At 65.4% G+C, this 21,408-nt stretch carries 18 protein-coding genes; 13 read left to right on the top strand and 5 right to left on the bottom strand.

All coding sequences use genetic code 11. The features are described from left to right. Positions 1 to 133: 133 nt before the first annotated feature. The 3 genes from HIM68_RS13440 to HIM68_RS13430 all read left to right on the top strand — a co-directional run bounded on the left by HIM68_RS13440 (position 134) and on the right by HIM68_RS13430 (position 3,532). Positions 134 to 1,483, top strand: coding sequence for an MFS transporter (locus HIM68_RS13440; RefSeq protein WP_172172970.1), 1,350 nt, complete (start codon positions 134 to 136; stop codon positions 1,481 to 1,483). A 68-nt stretch (positions 1,484 to 1,551) separates the two neighbouring features. Continuing rightward, positions 1,552 to 2,805: an aminopeptidase P family protein gene (locus HIM68_RS13435; RefSeq protein ID WP_139906508.1), complete on the top strand. Its 1,254-nt coding sequence runs from the start codon at positions 1,552 to 1,554 to the stop codon at positions 2,803 to 2,805. A gap of 28 nt (positions 2,806 to 2,833) precedes the next feature. Further along, positions 2,834 to 3,532, top strand: a complete 699-nt coding sequence (locus HIM68_RS13430) for an IclR family transcriptional regulator (RefSeq protein ID WP_172172968.1) — start codon at positions 2,834 to 2,836, stop codon at positions 3,530 to 3,532. Positions 3,533 to 3,554: 22 nt separating this feature from the next. Here HIM68_RS13430 and HIM68_RS13425 read toward each other — a convergent pair whose 3' ends face one another. Both HIM68_RS13425 and HIM68_RS13420 read right to left on the bottom strand, forming a co-directional pair. Next, positions 3,555 to 4,676, bottom strand: a complete 1,122-nt coding sequence (locus tag HIM68_RS13425; protein ID WP_172172966.1) for a hypothetical protein — start codon at positions 4,674 to 4,676, stop codon at positions 3,555 to 3,557. 198 nt (positions 4,677 to 4,874) lie between these two features. Next, a complete protein-coding gene (locus HIM68_RS13420) occupies positions 4,875 to 5,537 on the bottom strand; it encodes a GntR family transcriptional regulator (RefSeq protein WP_172172964.1) in 663 nt (220 codons plus the stop codon). 136 nt (positions 5,538 to 5,673) lie between these two features. On the opposite strand from HIM68_RS13420, the gene glyA reads away from it, so the two are divergent. From glyA to HIM68_RS13380, 8 genes are all read left to right on the top strand, one after another. After that, the gene (gene glyA, locus HIM68_RS13415; protein ID WP_172172962.1) at positions 5,674 to 7,065 is read left to right on the top strand and encodes a serine hydroxymethyltransferase; all 1,392 of its coding nucleotides are present in this window, start codon (positions 5,674 to 5,676) and stop codon (positions 7,063 to 7,065) included. Further along, entirely contained in the window at positions 7,065 to 8,282 is a 1,218-nt protein-coding gene (locus HIM68_RS13410; RefSeq protein WP_139467722.1) for a sarcosine oxidase subunit beta family protein, read from the top strand. Before glyA ends, HIM68_RS13410 begins: the two co-directional genes overlap by 1 nt. 22 nt (positions 8,283 to 8,304) lie before the next feature. Further along, a complete protein-coding gene (locus HIM68_RS13405) occupies positions 8,305 to 8,595 on the top strand; it encodes a sarcosine oxidase subunit delta (RefSeq protein ID WP_139467723.1) in 291 nt (96 codons plus the stop codon). After that, a complete protein-coding gene (locus tag HIM68_RS13400) occupies positions 8,592 to 11,519 on the top strand; it encodes a 2Fe-2S iron-sulfur cluster-binding protein (protein ID WP_172172960.1) in 2,928 nt (975 codons plus the stop codon). Before HIM68_RS13405 ends, HIM68_RS13400 begins: the two co-directional genes overlap by 4 nt. Next, the gene (locus tag HIM68_RS13395) at positions 11,512 to 12,240 is read left to right on the top strand and encodes a sarcosine oxidase subunit gamma (RefSeq protein ID WP_172172958.1); all 729 of its coding nucleotides are present in this window, start codon (positions 11,512 to 11,514) and stop codon (positions 12,238 to 12,240) included. The genes HIM68_RS13400 and HIM68_RS13395 overlap by 8 nt, the downstream gene beginning before the upstream one ends. Beyond that, positions 12,240 to 13,718 (top strand): L-serine ammonia-lyase, encoded by a 1,479-nt coding sequence (locus tag HIM68_RS13390; protein WP_172172956.1) that lies wholly within the window; start codon positions 12,240 to 12,242, stop codon positions 13,716 to 13,718. The genes HIM68_RS13395 and HIM68_RS13390 overlap by 1 nt, the downstream gene beginning before the upstream one ends. Before the next feature lie 57 nt (positions 13,719 to 13,775). Beyond that, complete coding sequence (purU, locus tag HIM68_RS13385) at positions 13,776 to 14,630, top strand: formyltetrahydrofolate deformylase (RefSeq protein ID WP_172172954.1); 855 nt, start codon at positions 13,776 to 13,778, stop codon at positions 14,628 to 14,630. Between the two features lie 80 nt (positions 14,631 to 14,710). Next, positions 14,711 to 15,391 (top strand): GntR family transcriptional regulator, encoded by a 681-nt coding sequence (locus HIM68_RS13380; RefSeq protein ID WP_172172952.1) that lies wholly within the window; start codon positions 14,711 to 14,713, stop codon positions 15,389 to 15,391. A gap of 22 nt (positions 15,392 to 15,413) precedes the next feature. On the opposite strand, the gene HIM68_RS13375 is transcribed toward HIM68_RS13380, so the two are convergent. The 3 genes from HIM68_RS13375 to HIM68_RS13365 all read right to left on the bottom strand — a co-directional run bounded on the left by HIM68_RS13375 (position 15,414) and on the right by HIM68_RS13365 (position 18,698). Continuing rightward, entirely contained in the window at positions 15,414 to 16,397 is a 984-nt protein-coding gene (locus HIM68_RS13375) for an Ldh family oxidoreductase (protein ID WP_172172950.1), read from the bottom strand. A gap of 50 nt (positions 16,398 to 16,447) precedes the next feature. Then, positions 16,448 to 17,371 (bottom strand): IclR family transcriptional regulator, encoded by a 924-nt coding sequence (locus tag HIM68_RS13370; protein ID WP_172172948.1) that lies wholly within the window; start codon positions 17,369 to 17,371, stop codon positions 16,448 to 16,450. Between the two features lie 88 nt (positions 17,372 to 17,459). Continuing rightward, the gene (locus tag HIM68_RS13365; RefSeq protein WP_172172946.1) at positions 17,460 to 18,698 is read right to left on the bottom strand and encodes a CdaR family transcriptional regulator; all 1,239 of its coding nucleotides are present in this window, start codon (positions 18,696 to 18,698) and stop codon (positions 17,460 to 17,462) included. Positions 18,699 to 18,947: 249 nt separating this feature from the next. Here HIM68_RS13365 and HIM68_RS13360 point away from each other — a divergent pair, with 249 nt between their 5' ends. Beyond that, positions 18,948 to 20,450 (top strand): long-chain fatty acid--CoA ligase, encoded by a 1,503-nt coding sequence (locus tag HIM68_RS13360; RefSeq protein ID WP_172172944.1) that lies wholly within the window; start codon positions 18,948 to 18,950, stop codon positions 20,448 to 20,450. A 134-nt stretch (positions 20,451 to 20,584) separates the two neighbouring features. Beyond that, positions 20,585 to 21,388 carry an ATP-binding cassette domain-containing protein gene (locus tag HIM68_RS13355; protein WP_172172942.1) on the top strand — a complete coding sequence of 268 codons (804 nt, stop codon included), beginning with the start codon at positions 20,585 to 20,587 and terminating at the stop codon, positions 21,386 to 21,388. Positions 21,389 to 21,408 lie beyond the last annotated feature (20 nt).

The raw sequence follows: 21,408 nt of genomic DNA, 5'->3' as shown, positions 1-21,408 counted from the left end.
CGCTTTCTGATTGCGCGCAGTTCTGAGCAGAAATCTCTTGACCGGGTGACCGGGACACAATAACCTTTAATGCAACGCAGTTGTAAAGAGTGCAACACATGCGTTGTCACCGTTCACAACGATGGAGAAGACAATGAAGTCCGACCTCGCTCCAGAGGACAATGACGCTGTGAAATCAGATGCGTCGGCGACCGCGCAGCCGAATATCGAGCAGAAGCGGACGCTGCGGCGTGTCGTCTCTGCGAGCTTCGTCGGCAACTTCGTCGAATGGTTCGACTACGGCGTCTACGGGTATTTTGCGACGACCATCGCGATCGTCTTCTTCCCTGAGTCCGAAGGCAATCTCGCGCTTCTGTCCACCTTTGCGGTCTTCGCCGTCTCCTTCGTCGTCCGCCCCATCGGCGGCTTCATCTGGGGTCATATCGGAGACAAGATCGGACGACGTTCCGCACTGTCCGTCTCGATTCTCATCATGTCTGTCTCGACGTTTGCCATCGGTCTGCTGCCGAGTTTCGCGGTGGCCGGATTCCTGGCGCCTGTGCTGCTGCTCGTCGTCCGCCTCGTGCAGGGCTTCTCCGCCGCAGGCGAGTACGCTGGGGCTTCGGCGTTCCTCGTCGAATACGCTCCACCACGTCGACGCGGTCTCTACGCAGCCGTCGTTCCAGCCAGCACCGCCACCGGATTGCTATTGGGATCGGTGCTTGCCGCAGTCCTCTCGTCGACGCTGAGCGGCGGACAGTTGGAGAGTTGGGGTTGGAGGCTCCCATTCTTCCTTGCCGCGCCCATGGGGCTGATCGGCCGCTATATCCGAACCCGACTCGAGGACACGCCGGCATTCCGTGAACTCGCTCAGCAGGATGAAGTGATCAAAGCTCCGGTCTTCGCCATGTTCCGGGACCACTGGCGGCCCCTGGTCATCTCGATGTGCGCAGTGCTGCTCAACGCCGTCGGGTTCTATGTCGTCCTGACCTATATGCCCACCTATCTCACGACCGAGCTCGGCTACGGGGCTGCTGAATCATTCCTCGCCACCACCATCGCTCTCGTCACGTATATCGGGTTCATCCTGCTCACCGGCCTGGCCTCGGACAGGTTCGGTCGCAAGAGGATGCTCACCATCGCGTCAGTCACTTTCATCGTCCTCACGGTGCCGGCCTTCATGTTGTTGGACGCCGGCAGCTTCACCCTCGTCGTCCTTGTCGAGATCGGACTCGGAGCCATGCTCACCCTCAACGACGGAACCCTGCCGAGCTTCCTTGCCGAGATGTTCCCGACACGTATCCGGTACACCGGGTTTGCCGTGAGCTTCAACGTGTCGAACGCCCTGTTCGGCGGCACCGCACCTTTTATGGCCACTCTGCTCATCGGCCTGACCAATTCGCATCTTGCCCCCGGTTGGTACCTCATGGCTGCGGCCGCAATCTGTCTCGGCGCAGTCATCTGCGCCAAGGAGACCTTCCATAAGCCTCTGCGCGACGTCTGAAGTCGTCCAGAACCCCACCACGCCGCTGCAGTATCGAGGCAGTGGTACCGAACGAATAGGAGAAACCCATGACCACCATTGCTGACAACGCCTCCGTCGCTGACCTTGAGCGGCTCAAGGTCCTCCACAACGGATCCAAGACTCCGCTCACCTTCTCCGACGCGGAGATGGAGCGGAGACTGACCGGGCTGCGCGCCATTATGGCTGAGAAGGAGCTCGACGCAGTTGTTCTCACCTCATATCACAACATCAAGTACTACTCGGACTTCCTCTTCACGTACTTCGGTCGCTCATATGCCATGGTCGTCACGGCCGACGACACGGTGACGATCACCGCGAACATCGATGCAGGGATGCCGTGGCGGACCAGCTACGGGGAAAACATCGTGTACACGGATTGGCGTCGTGACAACTACTACTACGCGATTCAGGAAGGCCTGCGTCAGCGTGGGATCGGCAACCCACGCCGTCTTGGCGTCGAAGATGACAACTTGCCCCTTGAGAATCGCAACAGGCTCCAAGATGCCTTCCCGGCCGTGGAACTCGTCGACATCTCGAAGGAGTCGATGCGCCAGCGGATGATCAAGTCACCCGAGGAGATCGAGGTGATCAAGCACAGCGCTCGAATCGGCGACCTCGGCGGTGAGGCGATCAAGGCCGCCATCACCGAAGGCATCAGCGAGTACGAACTCGCGCTCATCGGCACCGAGGTGATGACTCATGAGATCGCTAGGACGTTCCCCGACCAGGAAATCCGTGATACCTGGGTGTGGTTCCAATCGGGTATCAACACCGATGGCGCGCACAATTGGGCGACGACCCGGAAAATCCGAAAAGGTGACATCCTCAGCCTGAACTGCTTCGCCATGCCGACCGGATACTACACCGCTCTGGAGCGCACGCTCTTCTACGGAGAGCCCGATGCCCGGTCGCTCGAACTGTGGAACGTCAACGTCGAAGTGCACAAGCGCGGAATCGAACTCATCAGGCCCGGAGCCGTGTGCAAGGACATCGCCGCCGAACTCAATGAGATCTACTTCGAGCACGGACTCTTCGAAAACCGCACCTTCGGGTACGGACACTCATTCGGAGTGCTCAGCCACTACTACGGGCGCGAGGCCGGTCTCGAACTGAGAGAAGACATCGACACCGTCATCGAGCCGGGAATGGTCATCTCCATGGAGCCGATGCTCACCATTCCCGAGGGGCAGCCGGGTGCCGGCGGATACCGCGAACATGACATCGTCGTCGTCGGGGAGAACGGGTCCGAGGACATCACGAAGTTCCCGTTCGGGGCCGAACACAACATCGTTCCCGCCTGAGGCCCTCGCCGCCGAATATACTCACACCATGTCTCGACAATCGCCTGACAACCCACGCCGCGGTGCCTCGGTCATCGAAAACACCGTCGCCATCCTGCGCTGTTTCGCACCGGATCGGCAGGAGCTCGGTGTCACCGAGATCGCACCGCGCGTGGGGCTGCACAAGAGCTCGGTGTCGCGGATTCTCGCCTCACTCGAGCAGGAGGGCATCGTTGAACAAGCTCCGTCGAAGCGGTATCGACTTGGGTTGGGCATCATTGCGATCGCCGGCCCCCTGCTGGCCGATCTCGATGTCCGACGAGCAGCGTATCCGATTCTTCAGTCGCTCACGCGGGCAACTTCTGAGACCAGTGCACTGATGGTGTGGGACGGCGCTGAGGCGGTCACCGTCGAACAGGTGCCCAGTCCAGAGCCTGTCAAGCACACGTCCAGTCTGGGGTCTCGGTATCGGACGGAAGGCAGCGCCTCGGTGAAGGTATTCCGCGACGCCAGCTACGGCGCGGATCGCGCAACCGGTCCCGCTTATGCCCTCAATGATGCCGAGACCTCTCCGCACGAGGTCGGCATTGCCGCGCCCGTGTACGATCATCGCGGCGAGGTGGTCGCGGCCGTCCTCATCGCCGCACCGAAGTTTCGTACAGATGCCACCCGCATTGCCGAGCTCGCCAATCAATGTGTGCAGGCAGCGGAGCGGGTTTCGCTGCGCCTCGGTGGCTCAAAGCGGTAACAAAGCAAGCTTCTGCGATAGCTCAACCGGCCGGGCGGGTGGCCATGTGGCGGATCGTGCGGACGATCATCAGCACCAGGAGGACGATGCCGACGTAGCCGTTGATGACGTAGACGATGTTGACCATCTGCGAGAACGGCAGGATGAGGCCGATGATCGTGCCGAGAACGGCAAGGGCGATGGTCACGTACTTGAACTTCTTCGTCTTGTCGTCGAAGAAGCTCGATGACACCGTCCACAGCAGCGGAATCGCCGTCGTATAGATCCCGGCGAGGATCATCACGGAGATGAGCGCCCCGACCCACGGTCCGAGACTGCTGGCGAGGACGAGCATCGGGATCTCCGCGTCGAAGACCTCGCCGATGTTGGCCAGCAGCCCGAGTCCGACGACCATGCAGGCCAGGGAGAAGGCAATGCCTCCGACGAAGCCGCCGGCCGTGGCCTCGCGGCGGTTCTTCACGGTCTTGCCGAGGGCGGCGAGGAACGCTGCGAGCCAGAGCATGCAGAATCCGACATAGGACAGGCCGGAGAGGAACCAGTTCGACGACGCCTGAGTGACGTCGAGGCTCGGCAGGACGTCGACTCCGGTGGAGATGCCTTCGGGGTCGCGCATGATTCCATAGACACCGAGGGCGATCGCGACGATGACGATGACCGGGCCGATCTTGCCGATGACGTCGACGAGGCTGGTCAGTCCGAACCATACGGTGGCGCAGACGACGGCTGCCAAGGCGATCCCGCCGATGAACTTCGACAGTCCGTAATGCTCCTCGAAGACCGCCCCGGCACCGGCGATCATCACGGTGAAGGACAGGAAGACGAAGAGGATCGAGAAGTAGTCGAAGAACGTGCCGAGGTACTTTCCGCCGTAGTAGTAGAAGACGCGTGAGGGTTTCTCGAACTGCTCCCGCCTGCCCGTGAGGAAGAGCTCGACGGCGACATAGGAGATGAGCACGAGCACCAGAAGACCGGTGCCGAAGACGCCCCAGAAGCCGTAGGACGCGTAGTACTGGAGGATCTCTTGACCGGTGGCGAAGCCCGAGCCGATGAGGAACGCGATGATCGCCCCGGCATAGGTGATGACCCGCAGAAGGCTGGTCTTCTCGGTCGTGGCCAGATGGGTGGCAGTGGAGGTCTCAGCCATGGAAGTCCTTCGTCGTTGAGGGAATGAGGTGGTCGACAGAGTCAGGTCGACAACTGATATATCACATTCATGCACGTTAGCGTGTGAATGTGATCACGTCAATGGCGGTCGAGGTTCAGCAGCGGCGCCGTTGTTGGTGCGGCTCTGGGCGGCTGGTTTCCAGTGGGGTCTGGGACTGCGTGCGGGTGAAGCGGGGACTCAGCGCAGGGTGGTGCGGACGGTCTTGTCGAATTCGCGGACGTGCTCGGCGGCGCGGGCGGCGACAGTCTCCTCGTCGCCGTCGAGGATGGCCTCGAGCAGATCGATGTGCTCCCGGATGTGAGTGACGAGATCCGGGATCCCCGGGATGACGAGGCACCAGATGCGGGTAGCCAGATCATCGAGGCGGATCAGCGTCTCCGACAGGTGCGGATTGTCCACTGAGCTGTAGATGAGGCGGTGGACGTCGAGGTCGCGCTCCATGAGGGTGCGCTGCTCGTCGGTCGATTCGAGTGCCTTGAGGTCGGCGATCGAGGCCGTGAAATCCGCGCGCCGCTCCGGGGTGAGGTTGCGTGCCGCACGCCGGGCGGCGATAGGCTCGAGTGCTTCGCGCATCTCGGAGATCGTCGACAGATCGGTGAGGTCGACATTCGTGGCGAAGGTGCCGCGCCGCGGATACGACACGACGAGGTGATCGCGCTCGAGTCGCTTGAGGGCCTCGCGGATCGGCGTGCGGCCGACCTCGAGCTCGGCGCTGAGGGCCGCCTCGTTGATCGGATCGCCAGGGGCGATGTCGAGCATGATGAGACGGTGGCGGAGGATCTCATAGGCGCGATTCGCCAAGGACGTCGTCGGTGACGTCGCGTCGGCGGATGTGCTCATGAGAAGCCCCTTCATAATCTCTGCGGCAAACGTATTGCATCGGCTGGAATTCTCTGCCTACACTACAGGAACGCATCTGATATATTAGTTGCCGATCAGCTGGGAAAGGCCGATCGCGACAGGTCGAAGGAGATCCATGACAGAGCAACTCGCCAATCCCGCAGAAGCCGGCACGGCCAGTGCCCCGGCAGGCGCTTCCGCTGGGACCTTCCCCAGCCGTGAACCCGTCGAACTGAGCACCTCGATCGCTGAACTCGATCCGCAGATCGCCGGATTCATCGATGCCGAACTGGCGCGGCAGCGCGAGGGACTGGAGATGATCGCCTCGGAGAACCACACCGCCTCGGCCGTCATGGAAGCTCAAGGGTCAGTGCTCACGAACAAGTACGCCGAGGGCTACCCGGGCCGCCGCTACTACGGCGGCTGCGAACACGTCGACGAGATCGAACGCATCGCCATCGACCGCGTCAAGGCACTCTTCGGTGCCGAGTACGCAAACGTCCAGCCGCACTCCGGCGCCCAGGCCAACGCCTCGGTCATGCACGCCCTCATCCGTCCCGGCGACACCGTCCTCGGACTCAATCTCGCCCACGGCGGCCACCTCACCCACGGGATGAAGATCAACTTCTCCGGCCGCCTCTACTCGATCGTCCCCTACGGCCTCGATGCCGAGACTGGACGCGTCGATATGGCCGAGGTTGAACGCCTCGCTCACGAGCACCAGCCGAAGCTCATCGTCGCCGGCTGGTCGGCCTACACGCGACAGCTCGACTTCGCAGAGTTCCGCCGCATCGCCGATTCCGTCGGTGCCTACCTCATGGTCGATATGGCCCACTTCGCCGGACTCGTCGCCGCCGGACTCCACCCCTCACCGGTCCCGCACGCCCACGTCGTGTCGTCGACGACGCACAAGACCCTCGGCGGCCCCCGAGGCGGCATCATCCTCACCAATGACGCGGACATCGCGAAGAAGATCAATTCCGCCGTCTTCCCCGGACAGCAGGGCGGACCCCTCGAACACGTCATCGCCGGCAAGGCAGTGGCCTTCGGCTTGGCCGCCACCGACACCTTCGTCGACAAGCAGAAGCGCACCCTCGCCGGGGCCGGCGAACTCGCCCGCCGCCTGACCGAAGGCGATGTCGCCGAACGCGGAATCTCCGTCCTCACCGGCGGCACCGACGTCCACCTCGTCCTCGTCGATCTGCGTAACTCGACCCTCGACGGAGCCCAGGCCGAAGATCTGCTCGCCCAGATCGGCATCACCGTCAACCGCAACGCCGTCCCCGACGACCCCCGACCACCGATGGTCACCTCCGGTCTGCGGATCGGCACCCCGGCGCTTGCCAGCCGCGGATTCGGCAGCGAAGCATTCGCCGAAGCAGCCGACATCATCGCCGAGGTGCTCAAGGCCGGCACGGACGAAAACGGCGCGAGCCCGGAGATCATCGCCGAACTGAGCGAACGCGTCACCCGACTGGCGAACGATCACCCCCTGTACCCCACCCTCACCGAGATCGGAGCACGCTGATGGCTGACCAGCTTCCCGAACACCCCGACTTCCTGTGGCGCAATCCGGAGCCGAAGAAGTCCTACGAAGCCGTCATCGTCGGCGGCGGCGGACACGGACTCGCCACCGCCTACTACCTGGCGAAGAACCACGGAATGACGAACATTGCCATTCTTGAGAGAGGCTGGCTTGCCGGGGGCAACATGGCCCGCAACACGACGATCATCCGCTCGAACTACCTGTGGGACGAATCCGCCGCGATCTACGAGAAGTCCCTCAAGCTCTGGGAACAGCTGCCCGAAGAACTCGAGTACGACTTCCTCTTCTCCCAGCGCGGCGTGCTCAACCTCGCCCACACTCTTCAGGACGTGCGCGAATCCCAGCGCCGGGTGAACGCGAACAAGCTCAACGGCGTCGACGCCGAATGGCTCGATGCAAGCCAAGTCAAGGAAGTCTGCCCGATCATCAACATCGGCGACGACCTCCGCTACCCCGTGATGGGCGGCACCTATCAGCCGCGCGCCGGCATCGCCAAGCACGACCACGTCGCCTGGGCCTTCGCCCGCAAGGCCGATGAGATGGGCGTCGACATCATCCAGAACTGCGAAGTCACGGGCATCGAACGCATCGGCAATCAGGTCGTCGGCGTCCAGACGAACCGCGGACCGATCGCCACCGAGAAGGTCGCTCTTGCCGTGGCTGGCGACTCCTCGGTGCTCGCCGACATGGCCGGGATCCGCCTGCCGATCCAGACCCACCCGCTGCAGGCGCTGGTCTCCGAACTCTTCGAACCCGTACACCCGACCGTGGTCATGTCCAACCACGTCCACGTCTACGTCTCCCAAGCGCACAAAGGCGAACTCGTCATGGGCGCCGGCGTCGACTCCTACAACGGATACGGTCAACGAGGCGGCTTCCACGTCATCGAGGAGCAGCTGGCCGCCGCGGTCGAGCTGTTCCCGATCTTCGCCCGCGCCCATGTGCTGCGCACCTGGGGCGGCAACGTCGACGTCACCCTCGACGCCTCACCGATCGTGTCGAAGACGGAAGTCCAAGGACTCTACGCCAACTGCGGCTGGGGCACCGGCGGCTTCAAGGGCACCCCCGCGGCGGGCTTCACCTACGCACACACCATCGCGAACGACGAACCCCACCCGCTCAACGCCCCATTCGCCCTCGACCGCTTCGAAACCGGTCACCTCATCGACGAACACGGCGCCGCAGCCGTGGCTCACTGAGCGGAAGGAAAGAGACACCGACATGCTGCTCATCGACTGCCCGAACTGCGGGCCACGCGACGAAACCGAATTCCACTACGGCGGACAGGCGCACGTTCCCTACCCCGAAGACCCGCACGCCCTGACCGACAGGGAATGGGCCGAGTACCTCTTCTACCGTGAGAACAGCCGCGGCGCCTACGCCGAGATGTGGAGCCACAGCGCTGGCTGCCGGAAGTGGTTCAACGCCATCCGCGACACGGCCACCTACGACTTCACCGCCATCTACCCGATCGGCTCGCCCCGTCCCGACACGCAAGGAGAGGTTCGATGACGAACACCACCCGCCTGCACTCGGCGTCTCGTCTGCCCGGTGCCACCGGCATCGACACCGCCCGCCCGATCGACTTCACGGTCGACGGAGCGACCTACTCGGGCTTCGCCGGTGACACGATCGCCAGCGCGCTCATCGCCGCGGGCCGCATCGACTGCGGCAACTCGACCTATCTGGGTCGGGCCCGCGGCATCCTCGGCGCGGGCGTCGAGGAGTCCAATGCGCTCGTCCGCGTGCATTCCCGATTCCCCGGAGACGTCTCCGAGTCGATGCTGCCCGCCACCCGCGTCGCCATCGCCGAAGGACTCGAGGCCGACTACCTCGCCGGGCTCGGCATCCTCGATCCCGGCCAGGACGAACTGACCTACGAGCACAAACACGTCCACACCGACGTCCTCATCGTCGGGGCCGGCCCCGCCGGACTCGCCGCGGCCCGGGAGGCCGGCAAGTCCGGTGCGCGCACCCTGCTCCTCGACGACCAGTCGATTCCCGGCGGCTCGCTGCTCGCCGCGGGACCGGCCACGGCCGAAACGATCGACGACGTCGACGCCCTGGCGTGGGTCGAGTCCACCGTCGCCGGATTCGCCGAGCATGAAGAACTCACGTACGTGCCGAACACCACGGTCTTCGGCAGCTACGACTCGAACTACTTCGTCGCCCTCGAAGACCGCACCGACGCCGTCGCCGCTGCCGGTGGCCGCGGAGTGCGCCAGAAGGTCTGGCACATCCGCGCCGGTCAGGTCGTGCTCGCCACCGGTGCGCACGACCGTCCGATCGTCTTCGCCGACAACGACCGTCCCGGCATCATGCTCGCCTCGGCCGTGCGCACATACCTCGGCCGCTACGGTGTGGCCGCCGGTGACAATGTGGCAGTGACGACGACGAACGACTCCGCTTACGATCTCGTTACCGACCTCCATGCGGCAGGCATCACCGTCCCCGCGGTCATCGACTCCCGCACCTCAGCCTCGGCGATCGCCGAATCCGTCACCGCAGCCACGGGCACCCGTCTCATCCTCGGCTCCGCCGTCACCGGCACCGCTGGTGAAGGACCCGCCGGGCGGGTCAGCGCCGTCACCGTCGCCGGACTCGACGACGACGGCGTCGCAGCCGAGAACGGTGAGAGCATCCCCGTCGACCTGCTCGCGGTCTCCGGCGGACATTCGCCGGTCATCCACCTGCACGGTCAGCGCAAGGGTCCGATCCACTGGAACGTCGACATCGCTGCCTTCGTGCCGACGACCTCAGTGCGTGACCAGTTCACCGTCGGCGCAGTGACCGGGGACTACTCGCTCGAAGCGGCTCTGCGGCAGGGCGCCGAGGCGGGGAACCAAGCGGCGAACCGCACCGGCTTCCCGGCCGCGCTCGCCGTGCCCGCAGCCTCGGCGATGGCCTATGCTCCGGCCCGTCCGCTGTGGCTGGTCACCTCGGCGCAGGACGATCACGCTAACCTGAGCACGCACTTCATCGACTTCCAGCGTGACCAGACCGTCGCCGATGTGCAGCGGGCGATGGGCGCGGGCATGCGCTCGGTCGAGCACATCAAGCGCTACACCTCGATCTCGACGGCGAACGATCAGGGCAAGACCTCAGCGGTCAACGCGATCGGCGCGATCGCCTCGGTGCTGGGGGAGGCCGACGATCTCGGTCAGGTCGGGCACACCACCTTCCGCGCCCCCTTCGCACCGGTGCCCTTTGCGGCGCTGGCCGGACGGCGCAAGGGCGAACTCTTCGACCCGGCCCGGGTCACCTCGATCCATCCCTGGCACGTCGCCCACGGTGCCGAGTTCGAAGACGTCGGGCAGTGGAAGCGCCCCTGGTACTACCCGAAGCCGGGCGAGGACATGGAGGCGGCGGTGCTGCGCGAGGGCAAGGCCGTGCGCGAATCCGTCGGCTTCCAGGACGCCTCGACGCTCGGCAAGATCGAGATCCGCGGGAAGGACGCCGGGGAATTCCTCGGCCAGATCTACACGAACGGCTTCAAGAAGCTGGGGGTCGGCAAGGGCCGGTACGGGCTGATGTGCAAGCCCGACGGAATGGTCTTCGACGACGGCGTGACCCTGCGCGTGGCCGAGGACCGCTACTACATGACGACGACGACCGGCGGGGCGGCGACCGTCCTCGAATGGCTCGAGGAATGGCACCAGACCGAATGGCCCGACCTCGACGTCGTCTTCACCTCGGTGACCGAACAGTGGTCGACCGTCGCCGTAGCCGGACCCCGGTCCCGCGATGTCATCGCCAAGGTCGCACCGAACCTCGATGTGTCGAACGAGGCCTTCGAGTTCATGGGCTTCCGCGAGACCACTCTGGCGAACGGCATTCCCGCCCGTATCTGCCGGATCTCGTTCTCCGGAGAGCTCGCCTTCGAGATCAACGTCGACACGTTCTACGGGCTGGCCGTGTGGGAGGCCGTCGCCGAGGCGGGTGCCGAATTCGACATCACCCCGTACGGCACCGAGGTCATGCACGTGCTGCGTGCTGAGAAGGGCTTCATCATCGTCGGGCAGGACACCGACGGGACCGTGACCCCGCAGGATGCGGGTATGGAGTGGATCGTCTCGAAGGTCAAGGACTTCATCGGCAAACGCTCCTACTCCCGGGTCGACACGGCCCGCGAGGACCGCAAGCACCTCGTCGGAGTCCTGCCGGTCGACGGTACGACGCGTCTGGCCGAGGGCGCCCAGCTCATTGCGGCGGGCACGCCCGTTACACCGGAGGACGGTCCGGTGCCGATGATCGGGCATGTCACCTCGTCGTATATCTCGCCGAGCCTCGACCGGCCGTTCGGTCTCGCACTCGTCGAGAACGGCCGCAACCGCGAAGGTGAGATCGTCAAGTCTCCCTTCGGCGACACCCTCGTCGACGTCGAGATCACCTCGCCCGTCTTCTACGATCCGGAAGGAAACCGCCGCGATGGCTGACACCACCTATTCCACCCCTGCGACGGCAGAGTCCCCCTCGACGGCTGAAGCGCAGACCGCCCACACGGGCACCGGGTCGAGCGGACTCGATGACCTGCGGGTCTCGCCGGCCGCGCACCTCGCCGGACTGATGTCCGAGGCGAGTGCCGCCGGCGGCCGCAGCGTCGGCCTGCGCGAACTGCCCTTCACGGTACAGATCGGCCTGCGGGCACAGCCTGACTCCGCATCGTGGACGTCACTCGAAGACACGTTCGGTCTCAACCTGCCGCGCAGCGTCGGCGAAGTCACCGGTGATCCGGCGGCTCAGCACGTGCTGTGGCTGAGCCCCGACGAATTCCTCGCCGTCGACGTCTCCCGCTGCCAGCAGCCAGGAGAGACGATCGTCGCCGAGGCAGGACTCGAGGGACTGCCCGGACAGGCCGTCGATCTCTCGGCCAACCGGACGATCCTCGAACTGACAGGGGAGAAGGCCCGGGACGTGCTCGAGAAGAGCTGCCGCGCCGATCTCCACCCTCGCGCCTTCGGCATCGGATCCGCGATCGTCACGGCGCTGGGTCCCGTGCCGGTCATCCTCCACCACAGCGGTGAGGACACCTACCGCGTCTACCCGCGGGCGAGCTTCGCGGACTTCACGGTCCGTTGGCTGCTCGACGGAATGGCGGAGTTCCTCGACAGCGTCGATGCCAGCGGAGCCTCGGCGCGTGAAGAGGACGTCGGCTGATGGCACTCGGGGTCCTCGATCTGTTCTCGATCGGCATCGGCCCCTCCTCCTCGCACACGGTGGGGCCGATGCGTGCAGCCTTGCGATTCGTCGACGAACTCGAGGGGCACGGTCTCCTGCACCGGGTGCGTCGGGTCCGGGTCGGACTCTATGGTTCGCTGGCCGCGACCGGCATCGGGCACGGTTCGGATTCGGCGGTGCTCGTGGGTCTGAGCGGTTTCGATCCCGAAACGCTCGACCCCTACCAGGTGGGTCCGCTGGTCGCCGAGGTGAAGACCCAACGCAAGCTCCACCTCGGCGGGCGTCTCGTCATCGAATTCGAACCGGAGACGGATCTCGTCCTGCACATGCGGAAGAATCTTCCCGGCCATCCCAATGGGATACTCATCCGCGCCGAGGTCGATGATGAGGTCATCGAGCGCGAGTACTACTCGGTCGGTGGGGGATTCGTCGTCACCGCCGAGGAGCTCGCGGCCGAGAAGGACGCTGCCGAGACGATCGAGGCGTCTGAACAGGCCGGGCAGGAAGTCGGTCGGACGATTGATTTCGCCACGGCCGATGAACTCCTCGCCCGCTGCCGCGAGCATGGGCTGAGCATCGCCGAGCTCATGGCCGTCAACGAACGCGTGACCCGCAGTGATGAGCAGCTGCGGGAGAAGCTTTTGGCGATCTGGGCGGTGATGCGCGAATGCGTGCACAACGGGTGCACGCGGGAGGAGACGACGCTGCCCGGCGGGCTCAAGGTCCGCAGGCGCGCCCCCGAACTGCGGGCGAAGCTCGAGGACGCGGACTACCGGGCATCGGGTTCGCTCGATGCCCTCGAGTGGGTCAACCTCTATGCCTTGGCCGTCAACGAGGAGAACGCCTCGGGCGGGCGGATCGTCACTGCCCCGACGAACGGGGCCGCGGGCATCATTCCCGCGGTGCTCCATTACATGGACCGGTTCGTCACCGGCGACGAGGGAGCCGGCTCCGACGGCGCGGATGCCGGCGCATCAGACGACGGAGCTGGCACCGCCGCTGGTGCGAGTGCTGCCGACGATGCCGTCGTGCAATTCCTGCTCACGGCCGGGGCGATCGGGATCCTCTTCAAACGCAATGCGTCGATCTCCGGCGCCGAGGTGGGTTGCCAGGGGGAGGTCGGATCGGCCTGTGCGATGGCTGCCGCAGGCCTGTGCGCCGTACTCGGCGGAACTCCCGAACAGGTGGAGAACGCCGCGGAGATCGGACTCGAGCACAACCTCGGGCTGACCTGCGATCCGGTTGGCGGCCTCGTGCAGGTGCCGTGCATCGAACGCAATGCCATCGCCTCTGTGAAGGCGATCAATGCGGCCCGGTTGGCCATGCACGGCGACGGCTCCCACCGGGTGAGCCTCGATCAGGCGATCGAGACCATGCGGCAGACTGGAGCCGATATGAAATCGAAGTACAAGGAGACATCGCGCGGCGGCCTCGCCGTCAACGTCGTCGAATGCTGAGCACCATCCCGACCTTGCACCACACAGACCTTGCCCCACGGACAGAAGGACACGGACATGCAGGACTACATCTTCACCCTCGAATGCGCTGAGCGCCCCGGAATCACCCACTCCGTGACCGGTGCCCTGCTCACCCACGGCGGAGACATCAAGGAACTCAAACAGTTCGACGACCAGTCGACCCAGCAGCTGTTCCTGCGCATCGACTTCAGCGTCTCCGACGAGCCCGGCAATGGTGTCGAGGCTCTGCGGACCGACTTCGAAGCGATCGGCGAGGAGTTCGGCGCGACCTGGCAGCTGTGGCCGCAGGGGGAGAAGCGGCGGGTGCTCATCATGGTCTCGAAGTTCGAGCACTGCCTCAACGACCTGCTCTTCCGCGCCCGGGTCGGCGAGCTGCCGATCGAGATCGCCGCGGTCGTATCGAACCACCCCGACCACCGTGAGCTCGTCGAATGGCACCACATTCCCTTCTTCCGGATCCCCGTGACGAAGGAGACGAAGCCCGAGGCCGAGGCGAAGCTGCTCGAACTCGTCGACCGCTTCGAGGTCGACCTCGTGGTGCTCGCCCGTTATATGCAGATCCTCTCCGACGACCTCGCGCGCGAACTCACCGGACGCGCCATCAACATCCACCACTCGTTCCTGCCGTCGTTCAAGGGTGCGAAGCCCTACCACCAGGCATGGGAACGCGGAGTCAAGACCGTCGGGGCGACCGCGCACTTCGTCAACAGCGAACTCGACGAGGGTCCGATCATCGCTCAGCAGCTCGTCGAGGTCGACCATGCCTTCACTCCCGAGGACCTCGTGGCCGCCGGCCGCGATGCCGAATGCAAGGCGCTGTCCAACGCCGTGAAGTGGCACTGCGACGGCCGTGTGTTCCTCTCGGGCAAGAGGACGATCGTCCTGCGCTGAGCGGTCGGCGATTTGCAGCTGAGTTGGACGGAGGCCATGAGCTCACTGCATGCCGCCTCGGCGTGGATAGACTGTCGACTATGAGCGAGACCCAGACCGAGATTGGCCCGCGCGTCGGCGACCAGGTGTTCGAGGCGCTGCAGGCGAGCATTCTGTCAGGCGAATATCGCAGCGGGGACCGTCTGCGGATCCGCCAGCTCGCGGCGTCCCTGGGCACGAGCGTCATGCCCGTGCGGGAGTCGCTGGCCCGGCTCGAGGCGGTCGGGCTCGTCGAGACCAGCCCGCACCGTGGAGCGGTGGTCAAGACCTTCACCGCCGAGGAGTTGCTGCAGATCTACTCCGTGCGTCGCATACTTGAGGTCGAGGCGACGGTCCAGGGTGCTCAGAAGCTCGATGAGGTGGGCCGGGCACGATTGGACGAGGAATTCGCGGCGATGGAGGCGGCTCTCGACTCCGGCGATGCCTCGAAGTACCTCGACCACGACGAAGAGCTGCTTGCGACGATCTATTCTGCCTCGGGCAATCCCGTCCTCGCCGAGACGATCCGGGCTCTTTGGCTGCGATGCCGGGCCTACAAGCTCGTCGGAGCGAGGCTCGAGATCGCCGCTGCGGACACGGTGCCGCTGCTCAAACATCAGCGCCGACTCATGGACGCCGTCGACGCGGGAGACCCCGCAGCAGCCGCCGAGGTGACCGAGGAGTCCTTCGACGACGCCGTCCGTCGTATTCGTGCGGGACTGGGAGATCAAGCCGCCGTCTAGTTCGGAATCCGGTCGGCGAAACTCAGCTGCGGCTGAGGAGCGCCGAGTGGAGTTCGCGCGGGAGTTCGGCGACCTCGAGGGTGCGTTTGCGGCCGAAATCGACGCCGAACTGCGAGTGCAGACGATCGAGGTGCTCGGCGACCCGCTTCGAGTAGTCAGGGTCGAAGGCGTCTGCCGCGATCGCGATGACGAACAGTCCCGTGCCCGGGTTCTCCTGTCCCGAGTCGAAGGCGGGTGCGTCGACGGAGAAGCGGCCCCCGCCATGGACGGCGAGGAGTTCGATCATGAGTGCGACATTGCTGCCCTTGACCCCGCCGAAGGGCAGCAGGGAACCGGCGAGGGCGGCCTCGGCATCGACCGTGGCCGCCCCGTTCGGGTCCTGTGCCCACCCTTCGGGGATCGCCTCTGACCGATCGGCGGCGTCGCGGACGTTGACCCAGGCGGTCGCACTGGTCGCCTGGTCGAACATGCGCGGGCCGTCGGCATGGGGAACGGCGGACGAGAAGGGGTTCGTTCCGGTCGCCGAGCCCGGTGAGCTGAACAGCGACATCAGCGCCGGTGAGTTGGCCCCTGCCAGCGCCACCAGGCCTCGCTCGGCAAGCCGTGTCGTGTAATAGCCGAGTTCGCCGGCAGTGAAGGCATTGGAGATGTTGAGGACCGAGATGCCGAGTTTCGCGGCAGACGCGGCGAAGTCATCGACAACTGCGTCGAACGCGAGCTGCGCAGTGCCGCGGTCGGCTTCGACATGGTGTGCTGCGGGCAGACGATTCGTCACTCGCGGCTGTGCCTGCCCGTTGATGCGGCCGGCTTCGAGCCCATCGAGGTAGTCGAAGAGGTGCGCCGTGCCGACGGCGGTCTTGCCGCGGCGCTCTGCGGCCACGGTCGCCTCGGCCAGGGACTGCGCCAGCGCGGTCGACCCGCCGGCCGCGGTGATCGCAGCGATGCACAGGTCGCGCAGTTCGGTGATCGGCAGGGACACGGTCGTGGAATCAGGAGGCTCCGGCATGCCCTTCACGCTACCGGAGTCCGCCTCCTGCGCCGGCGCTGAGGGGCGGCTCAGAGGTCGCCGGAGTTCGGGTCGTGGACGGGATGGGAGCTCAGCGCCTCGGCGATGGCCTTCGCTTCCCGGCGCAGCAGAGCGACGAGGCGTTCGACCCGTGAACCCGTGACGCGATCGGCGATCGAAGCGATCGACAGAGCCGCCTGCGGGCGGGAGCCGCGGATGCGCAGCGGCACCGCCACCGCCCACGACCCCTTGGCGAAGAGCCCCGGATTGTGGACGAAGCCGTCGATGCGGGCCTGATCGATGATGTCGCGCAGATGCGGGACGGAGACCTTCGGATACCTTTCGGCAAGGATCTCGGCGTTGGCCTCGAACTGGGCGTCCACCTCGGCGGGGGAGAGCTCGGAGAGGATCGCCAGCGATCCGGCCCCGATGCCCAAGGGGTGTCGGTCGCCCACGGACAAGGCATTATTGAAGATCTCACCGAAGCCCTCCTCGCGGCGGGCGCAGATCGAATAGCTGCCGGTGCGCAGAGTGAGGAACACGGTGTCCTGACTGAGTTCGGCCAAGCGCAGCAGACTCGACTCGGACTCCGTGACCAGGGGATCCACCGATTTCTGGGCCAGCTGACCCAGGATCTGCGATTGCACGCCGAGGCGGTATCCGCCCTCTTCGAGGCGTTCGACGTAGCCCATGGCGATGAGCGCCTGGAGCATGCGGTGGACGCTGGCCTTCGGGCGGCCGCTGATCGACGCGAGCTCGGACAGGCTCGCACCCTCGCGCCTCTCACCGGCGATGAGGCCGACGAGGTTGAGCAGAGTCAGCGCGCGTTGGATGCTCTGTGCGCCGGTACCGGGTTCGAGACTGTCGACGGCGTGGGCGACATTGAAGGACGCGGACCGGCGCAGAAGCCGACCGCGCATCTTGATGCGGTACTCCTCACGGAGGTCCTCATTCGAATCGGCGGCATCATGCATGCCTCCATTATGGCCCGGGTCTGAACCTGCGCCGGCCGCAGACTCAGCTGAACTGACCGACGAGGAGCCGCCTCGGCGCGGGGATCGTTCAATTCGAGATCGGGACGTTTCCGCGCGCGGTGAGCATGCGGATGGCGATGATCGTCTCCTGCAGGTCGGTGAAGCTGCGGACGTTGCGGCCGGTGCGGTCGGCTGCGGTGTCGAGTCGGTAGTACGCGGTGTTCACGTGGACATGGAGGTGCTCGGCGGCGAGTTTGGCGTTGAGGTCACAGGCCGCGTATTCGAGCAGCGTCTCGATGAGGACACCGCCGGCGGCGAGATCGTCCTCGACGAAGCGGCGCAGTTCGGGGCGGATGAGGCGGTGGGCGACCTCGTCGTCGAGGGTGACGAGGTAGTCGAGCGGAGTGAGGGCATGCAGCGACCTCACTCCCGGCACACCGTTGAGACTTTCCTGGGCGAGCACAGCCTCGCGGTACGCCTCGGGCACACGGTCGAGCCCCTCGTGGACGGTGGAGGTGCCCACGCACAGGTCGGTGCCGTGGCGGGACAGCTCCCGGTGGACACGTTCGAGATCGGCCAGGGTGGTCGTGCCGTCGGAGGTCACCGGGGTGATGCCGACGATCTGATCCTGGAGGACCACGGCGATGCCGCGACGGCCGACGTCGAAGACCGAGCGCAGGGCGGTGATGACCTCCCGCATCCCTCGATCATCTCGCAACGGAGTCTGCGAGGTGGCCGTGGCGACGAGCACGCGCGAATCCGGGCGGAGGTCGGACACCTCGGCGAGGTCCGCGCTCGGCCCCGGTGCCAAGCGGCGACCGGAGAGCAGATCGTCGACGAGGTCACGGCGGACCCGGTCGCCCTCAGCCATCTCAAGCTGCTGGGTCTCAAGGAAAGCGACGGCCCCGACGGAGCTGCCGACCTCGATGACGCTCATGACGTGGATGGCGATGTGCAGCGCCTCGTCGCGGGTCTCCTGTTCGGAATCCGAGGCATCGACGATCGCCTCCCACAGAGTCTCCTGCCCGATCCGGAAACCGGTGAGGAAGTCCGGCAGGGTCACTCCCTGCCGCAGTCGCCGCCGGGCCTGGGAGGCGGTGATCGGGAAGTCCTCGGCGGTGGCGCGGCGGCCCTCCTCCAAGGGGGTGAGTGCGGCTTCGAAGACGGTGAAAGTGTGTGCGGTGAGATCCTCGGCGAGATTTTTGTCAGGGCTGGCCGGATAAGCGGGCACTTCCCGCCAGGTGCGGCTGACCGAACGTTGGACCGTGGCCGGCAGCGTTGCTCGGACACTGTCGACGATGCGCAGGACGAGTGGATTGGCGACCATGGCAGAAGCTTACGGGCATCCTTGTCGTCCGACCACAATCGATGACCCGTGTTTCTGTTGCGCATACCGTTGCCCGAGGTCGCCGGCAACGGCAGAGTGGGCACCATAGAGCCGGACGGCGGGAACCGAACGGGAGTCGGACCCGTCCGCTCAGTCGACGCTTCTCCTGTGCTGGGGCCACAACCAGTGGTGGTTCCAGCACCAGCACCGAGCCGATCAACGACGAACGAATCAAGCCTGGAGGAAGACATGACCAACCTCGCCGACAATCTCACCGCCACCGCAAGCCGGCACGGACAGCGACCTGCCGTCCGCCTCGGCGATTCCGTGCTGACGTATGCGCAGCTGCAGGACCAGGCGCAGCGGGTGACGACGATGCTCAAGGACAGGGGAATCGGGCCCGGCGACCGCGTCGGACTCGTCCTGCCCAACGTTCTCGAATTCCCCGTCCTCTTCTACGGGGCGCTGTCCGTCGGCGCGATCGTCGTGCCGATGAACCCGCTGCTCAAGGACCGCGAGGTGCAGTACTACCTCGAAGATTCCGGGGCTCAGATCGTCTTCGCGTGGAAGGACATGGCGGGCGAAGCCGGGAAGGCGGCGGCCGCGGTCGGCATCGAATGCGTGCGCGTCGACCCCGCCGACTTCGCCGATCAGCTGGCCGCCTTCGACCGGACACCTGAGGTAGTGTCCCGCGCCGATGATGACACCGTCGTGCTCCTCTACACCTCGGGCACCACCGGACAGCCGAAGGGCGCGGAACTCACCCACTTCAATATGATGACGAACGCGGCCGTCACCGCCGAGACCCTCACCTTCCTCACCGAGGACGATATGGTCATGGGCTGCCTGCCGCTGTTCCACTGCTTCGGCCTGACCTGCGGACTCAACGCCTCCGTGCTCAGCGGATCCTGCCTCGCCCTCATCCCGCGCTTCGACCCGATCAAGGCCCTCGAGACCATTCAGGGTGCCAAGGTCAGCATCTTCATCGGTGTGCCGACGATGTACGCGCGCATGCTCAACGCCGAAGGGCGGGAGAACTTCGACGTCTCCAGCCTGCGCTCATGCATCTCCGGCGGATCGGCGATGCCGGTCGAGGTGATGAAGAACTTCGAATCCGCTTTCGACTGCATCATTTTGGAAGGCTACGGGATATCCGAGACCTCACCGGTCGCCTGTTTCAACCAGCCGGGCATGGAACGCAAGACCGGCACCATCGGCGTGCCCGTGCGCGGAGTCGAGATGAAGCTCGTCGACGATGACGACAACGACGTTCCAGTCGGTGAGATCGGCGAGATCGCCATCAAGGGCGAACCCGTGATGAAGGGGTACTGGGGACGATCGGAAGCGACAGAGGTGGCCATCCGCGACGGATGGTTCCACTCCGGCGACCTCGCCGAGCAGGACGAGGACGGCTATTACACGATCGTCGACCGGAAGAAGGACCTCATCATCCGCGGCGGCTACAACGTCTATCCGCGTGAGGTCGAGGAGGCGCTCTACGAGCACGAAGCCGTCGCCGAGGCGGCTGTGATCGGCATTGCGAATGACGACCTCGGTGAGGAGATCGGGGCCGCCGTTGCCCTCAAGGCCGGCAGCAGCGTCGACGCCGAAGCGCTGCGTGAGTTCGCGAAGGACCGCGTCGCCGCGTACAAATACCCCCGCAATGTGTGGATCGTCGACGAGCTGCCCAAAGGCCCGACCGGCAAGATCCTCCGCCGCGAGATCTCGGCACCGGAGGATGCGCTGAACTGAGCTTTCGCCGCACTCGGATCCACGATGCGGAACGGCGGTCTCCCAACTCCGCGACCGCCTCGGCGAGGGGAGACCTAGAATCGGATCGGCCCCATCGGACGGTGGGGCCGTCGATTTTGAGAGGTGAGTGAGACGTGGCGGAGACCGTCCTCGATATCGCTGATGTGACGTTCCGGCGTGGGCAGACGCAGATCCTCCATGGCATCGATCTGCGCATCAGTGCCGGCGAGCACTGGGTGCTCATCGGTCCGAACGGGGCGGGGAAATCGACCCTGCTGAGTTTCGCCTCGGCGCAGGTGTTCCCGACCTCGGGCACCGTGGATATCCTCGGATCACGCATGGGCAGGGTCGAGCTCGCAGCGCTGCGCCGCCTCATCGGACACGTCAACCCGCGCCATCCGCTGCGGTCGAACCTCACCGTCCGCGAGGTCGTCCTCACCGGGCTGACCGGCACCGTCGAACGACCCATGCGGTGGGAGCCCTCACCCGAGGATGTCGTGAAGGCCGATGCCCAGATCGCCGGGGTGGGGCTGGAGCCCCGCGCCGACGCCGGGTGGAAGGTGCTGTCACAGGGGGAGCGCGGGCGTGCGCTCGTCGCCCGGTCGCTCATCGCCGAACCTCAGCTGCTGCTCTTCGACGAACCGACCACAGGCCTCGACGTGGCCGCCCGCGAACAGCTGCTCGAGACCATCGACGCCCTGTCGGTGCGCTCGCCGGAATTGTCGACGCTGCTGGTCACCCACCATCTCGAGGAGATCCCCGAGACCACCACGCATGCCGCGCTCATCTCCGACGGTCGGCTGACCGCCGCCGGTCCCATCGCCGAGGTGCTCACCTCCGAGCAGGTCACCGCCGCCTTCGACCATCCGATCGAGGTGGGCTTCGCCGACCGCCGCTGGTCGGCCCGCGCAGTCCGGTCCGGTGCGGTGCTCGGCTGACGAACTGCGTCCGTGCTGAG

It is taken from the genome of Brevibacterium sp. CT2-23B (assembly GCF_013168765.1).
Taxonomy (GTDB): Bacteria; Actinomycetota; Actinomycetes; order Actinomycetales; family Brevibacteriaceae; genus Brevibacterium; species Brevibacterium sediminis.
Note: the sequence above shows the minus strand (reverse complement) of the source record. Positions and strands in the feature narration are given on the sequence as shown.

Excerpts from the sequence above, each read along its gene's own strand:
- HIM68_RS13440 (WP_172172970.1), top strand. The coding sequence starts at position 134 with ATGAAGTCCGACCTCGCTCCAGAGGACAATGACGCTGTGAAATCAGAT.
- HIM68_RS13435 (WP_139906508.1), top strand. The coding sequence starts at position 1,552 with ATGACCACCATTGCTGACAACGCCTCCGTCGCTGACCTTGAGCGGCTC.
- HIM68_RS13430 (WP_172172968.1), top strand. The coding sequence starts at position 2,834 with ATGTCTCGACAATCGCCTGACAACCCACGCCGCGGTGCCTCGGTCATC.
- HIM68_RS13425 (WP_172172966.1), bottom strand. The coding sequence starts at position 4,676 with ATGGCTGAGACCTCCACTGCCACCCATCTGGCCACGACCGAGAAGACC.
- HIM68_RS13420 (WP_172172964.1), bottom strand. The coding sequence starts at position 5,537 with ATGAGCACATCCGCCGACGCGACGTCACCGACGACGTCCTTGGCGAAT.
- glyA (WP_172172962.1), top strand. The coding sequence starts at position 5,674 with ATGACAGAGCAACTCGCCAATCCCGCAGAAGCCGGCACGGCCAGTGCC.
- HIM68_RS13410 (WP_139467722.1), top strand. The coding sequence starts at position 7,065 with ATGGCTGACCAGCTTCCCGAACACCCCGACTTCCTGTGGCGCAATCCG.
- HIM68_RS13405 (WP_139467723.1), top strand. The coding sequence starts at position 8,305 with ATGCTGCTCATCGACTGCCCGAACTGCGGGCCACGCGACGAAACCGAA.
- HIM68_RS13400 (WP_172172960.1), top strand. The coding sequence starts at position 8,592 with ATGACGAACACCACCCGCCTGCACTCGGCGTCTCGTCTGCCCGGTGCC.
- HIM68_RS13395 (WP_172172958.1), top strand. The coding sequence starts at position 11,512 with ATGGCTGACACCACCTATTCCACCCCTGCGACGGCAGAGTCCCCCTCG.
- HIM68_RS13390 (WP_172172956.1), top strand. The coding sequence starts at position 12,240 with ATGGCACTCGGGGTCCTCGATCTGTTCTCGATCGGCATCGGCCCCTCC.
- purU (WP_172172954.1), top strand. The coding sequence starts at position 13,776 with ATGCAGGACTACATCTTCACCCTCGAATGCGCTGAGCGCCCCGGAATC.
- HIM68_RS13380 (WP_172172952.1), top strand. The coding sequence starts at position 14,711 with ATGAGCGAGACCCAGACCGAGATTGGCCCGCGCGTCGGCGACCAGGTG.
- HIM68_RS13375 (WP_172172950.1), bottom strand. The coding sequence starts at position 16,397 with ATGCCGGAGCCTCCTGATTCCACGACCGTGTCCCTGCCGATCACCGAA.
- HIM68_RS13370 (WP_172172948.1), bottom strand. The coding sequence starts at position 17,371 with ATGCATGATGCCGCCGATTCGAATGAGGACCTCCGTGAGGAGTACCGC.
- HIM68_RS13365 (WP_172172946.1), bottom strand. The coding sequence starts at position 18,698 with ATGGTCGCCAATCCACTCGTCCTGCGCATCGTCGACAGTGTCCGAGCA.
- HIM68_RS13360 (WP_172172944.1), top strand. The coding sequence starts at position 18,948 with ATGACCAACCTCGCCGACAATCTCACCGCCACCGCAAGCCGGCACGGA.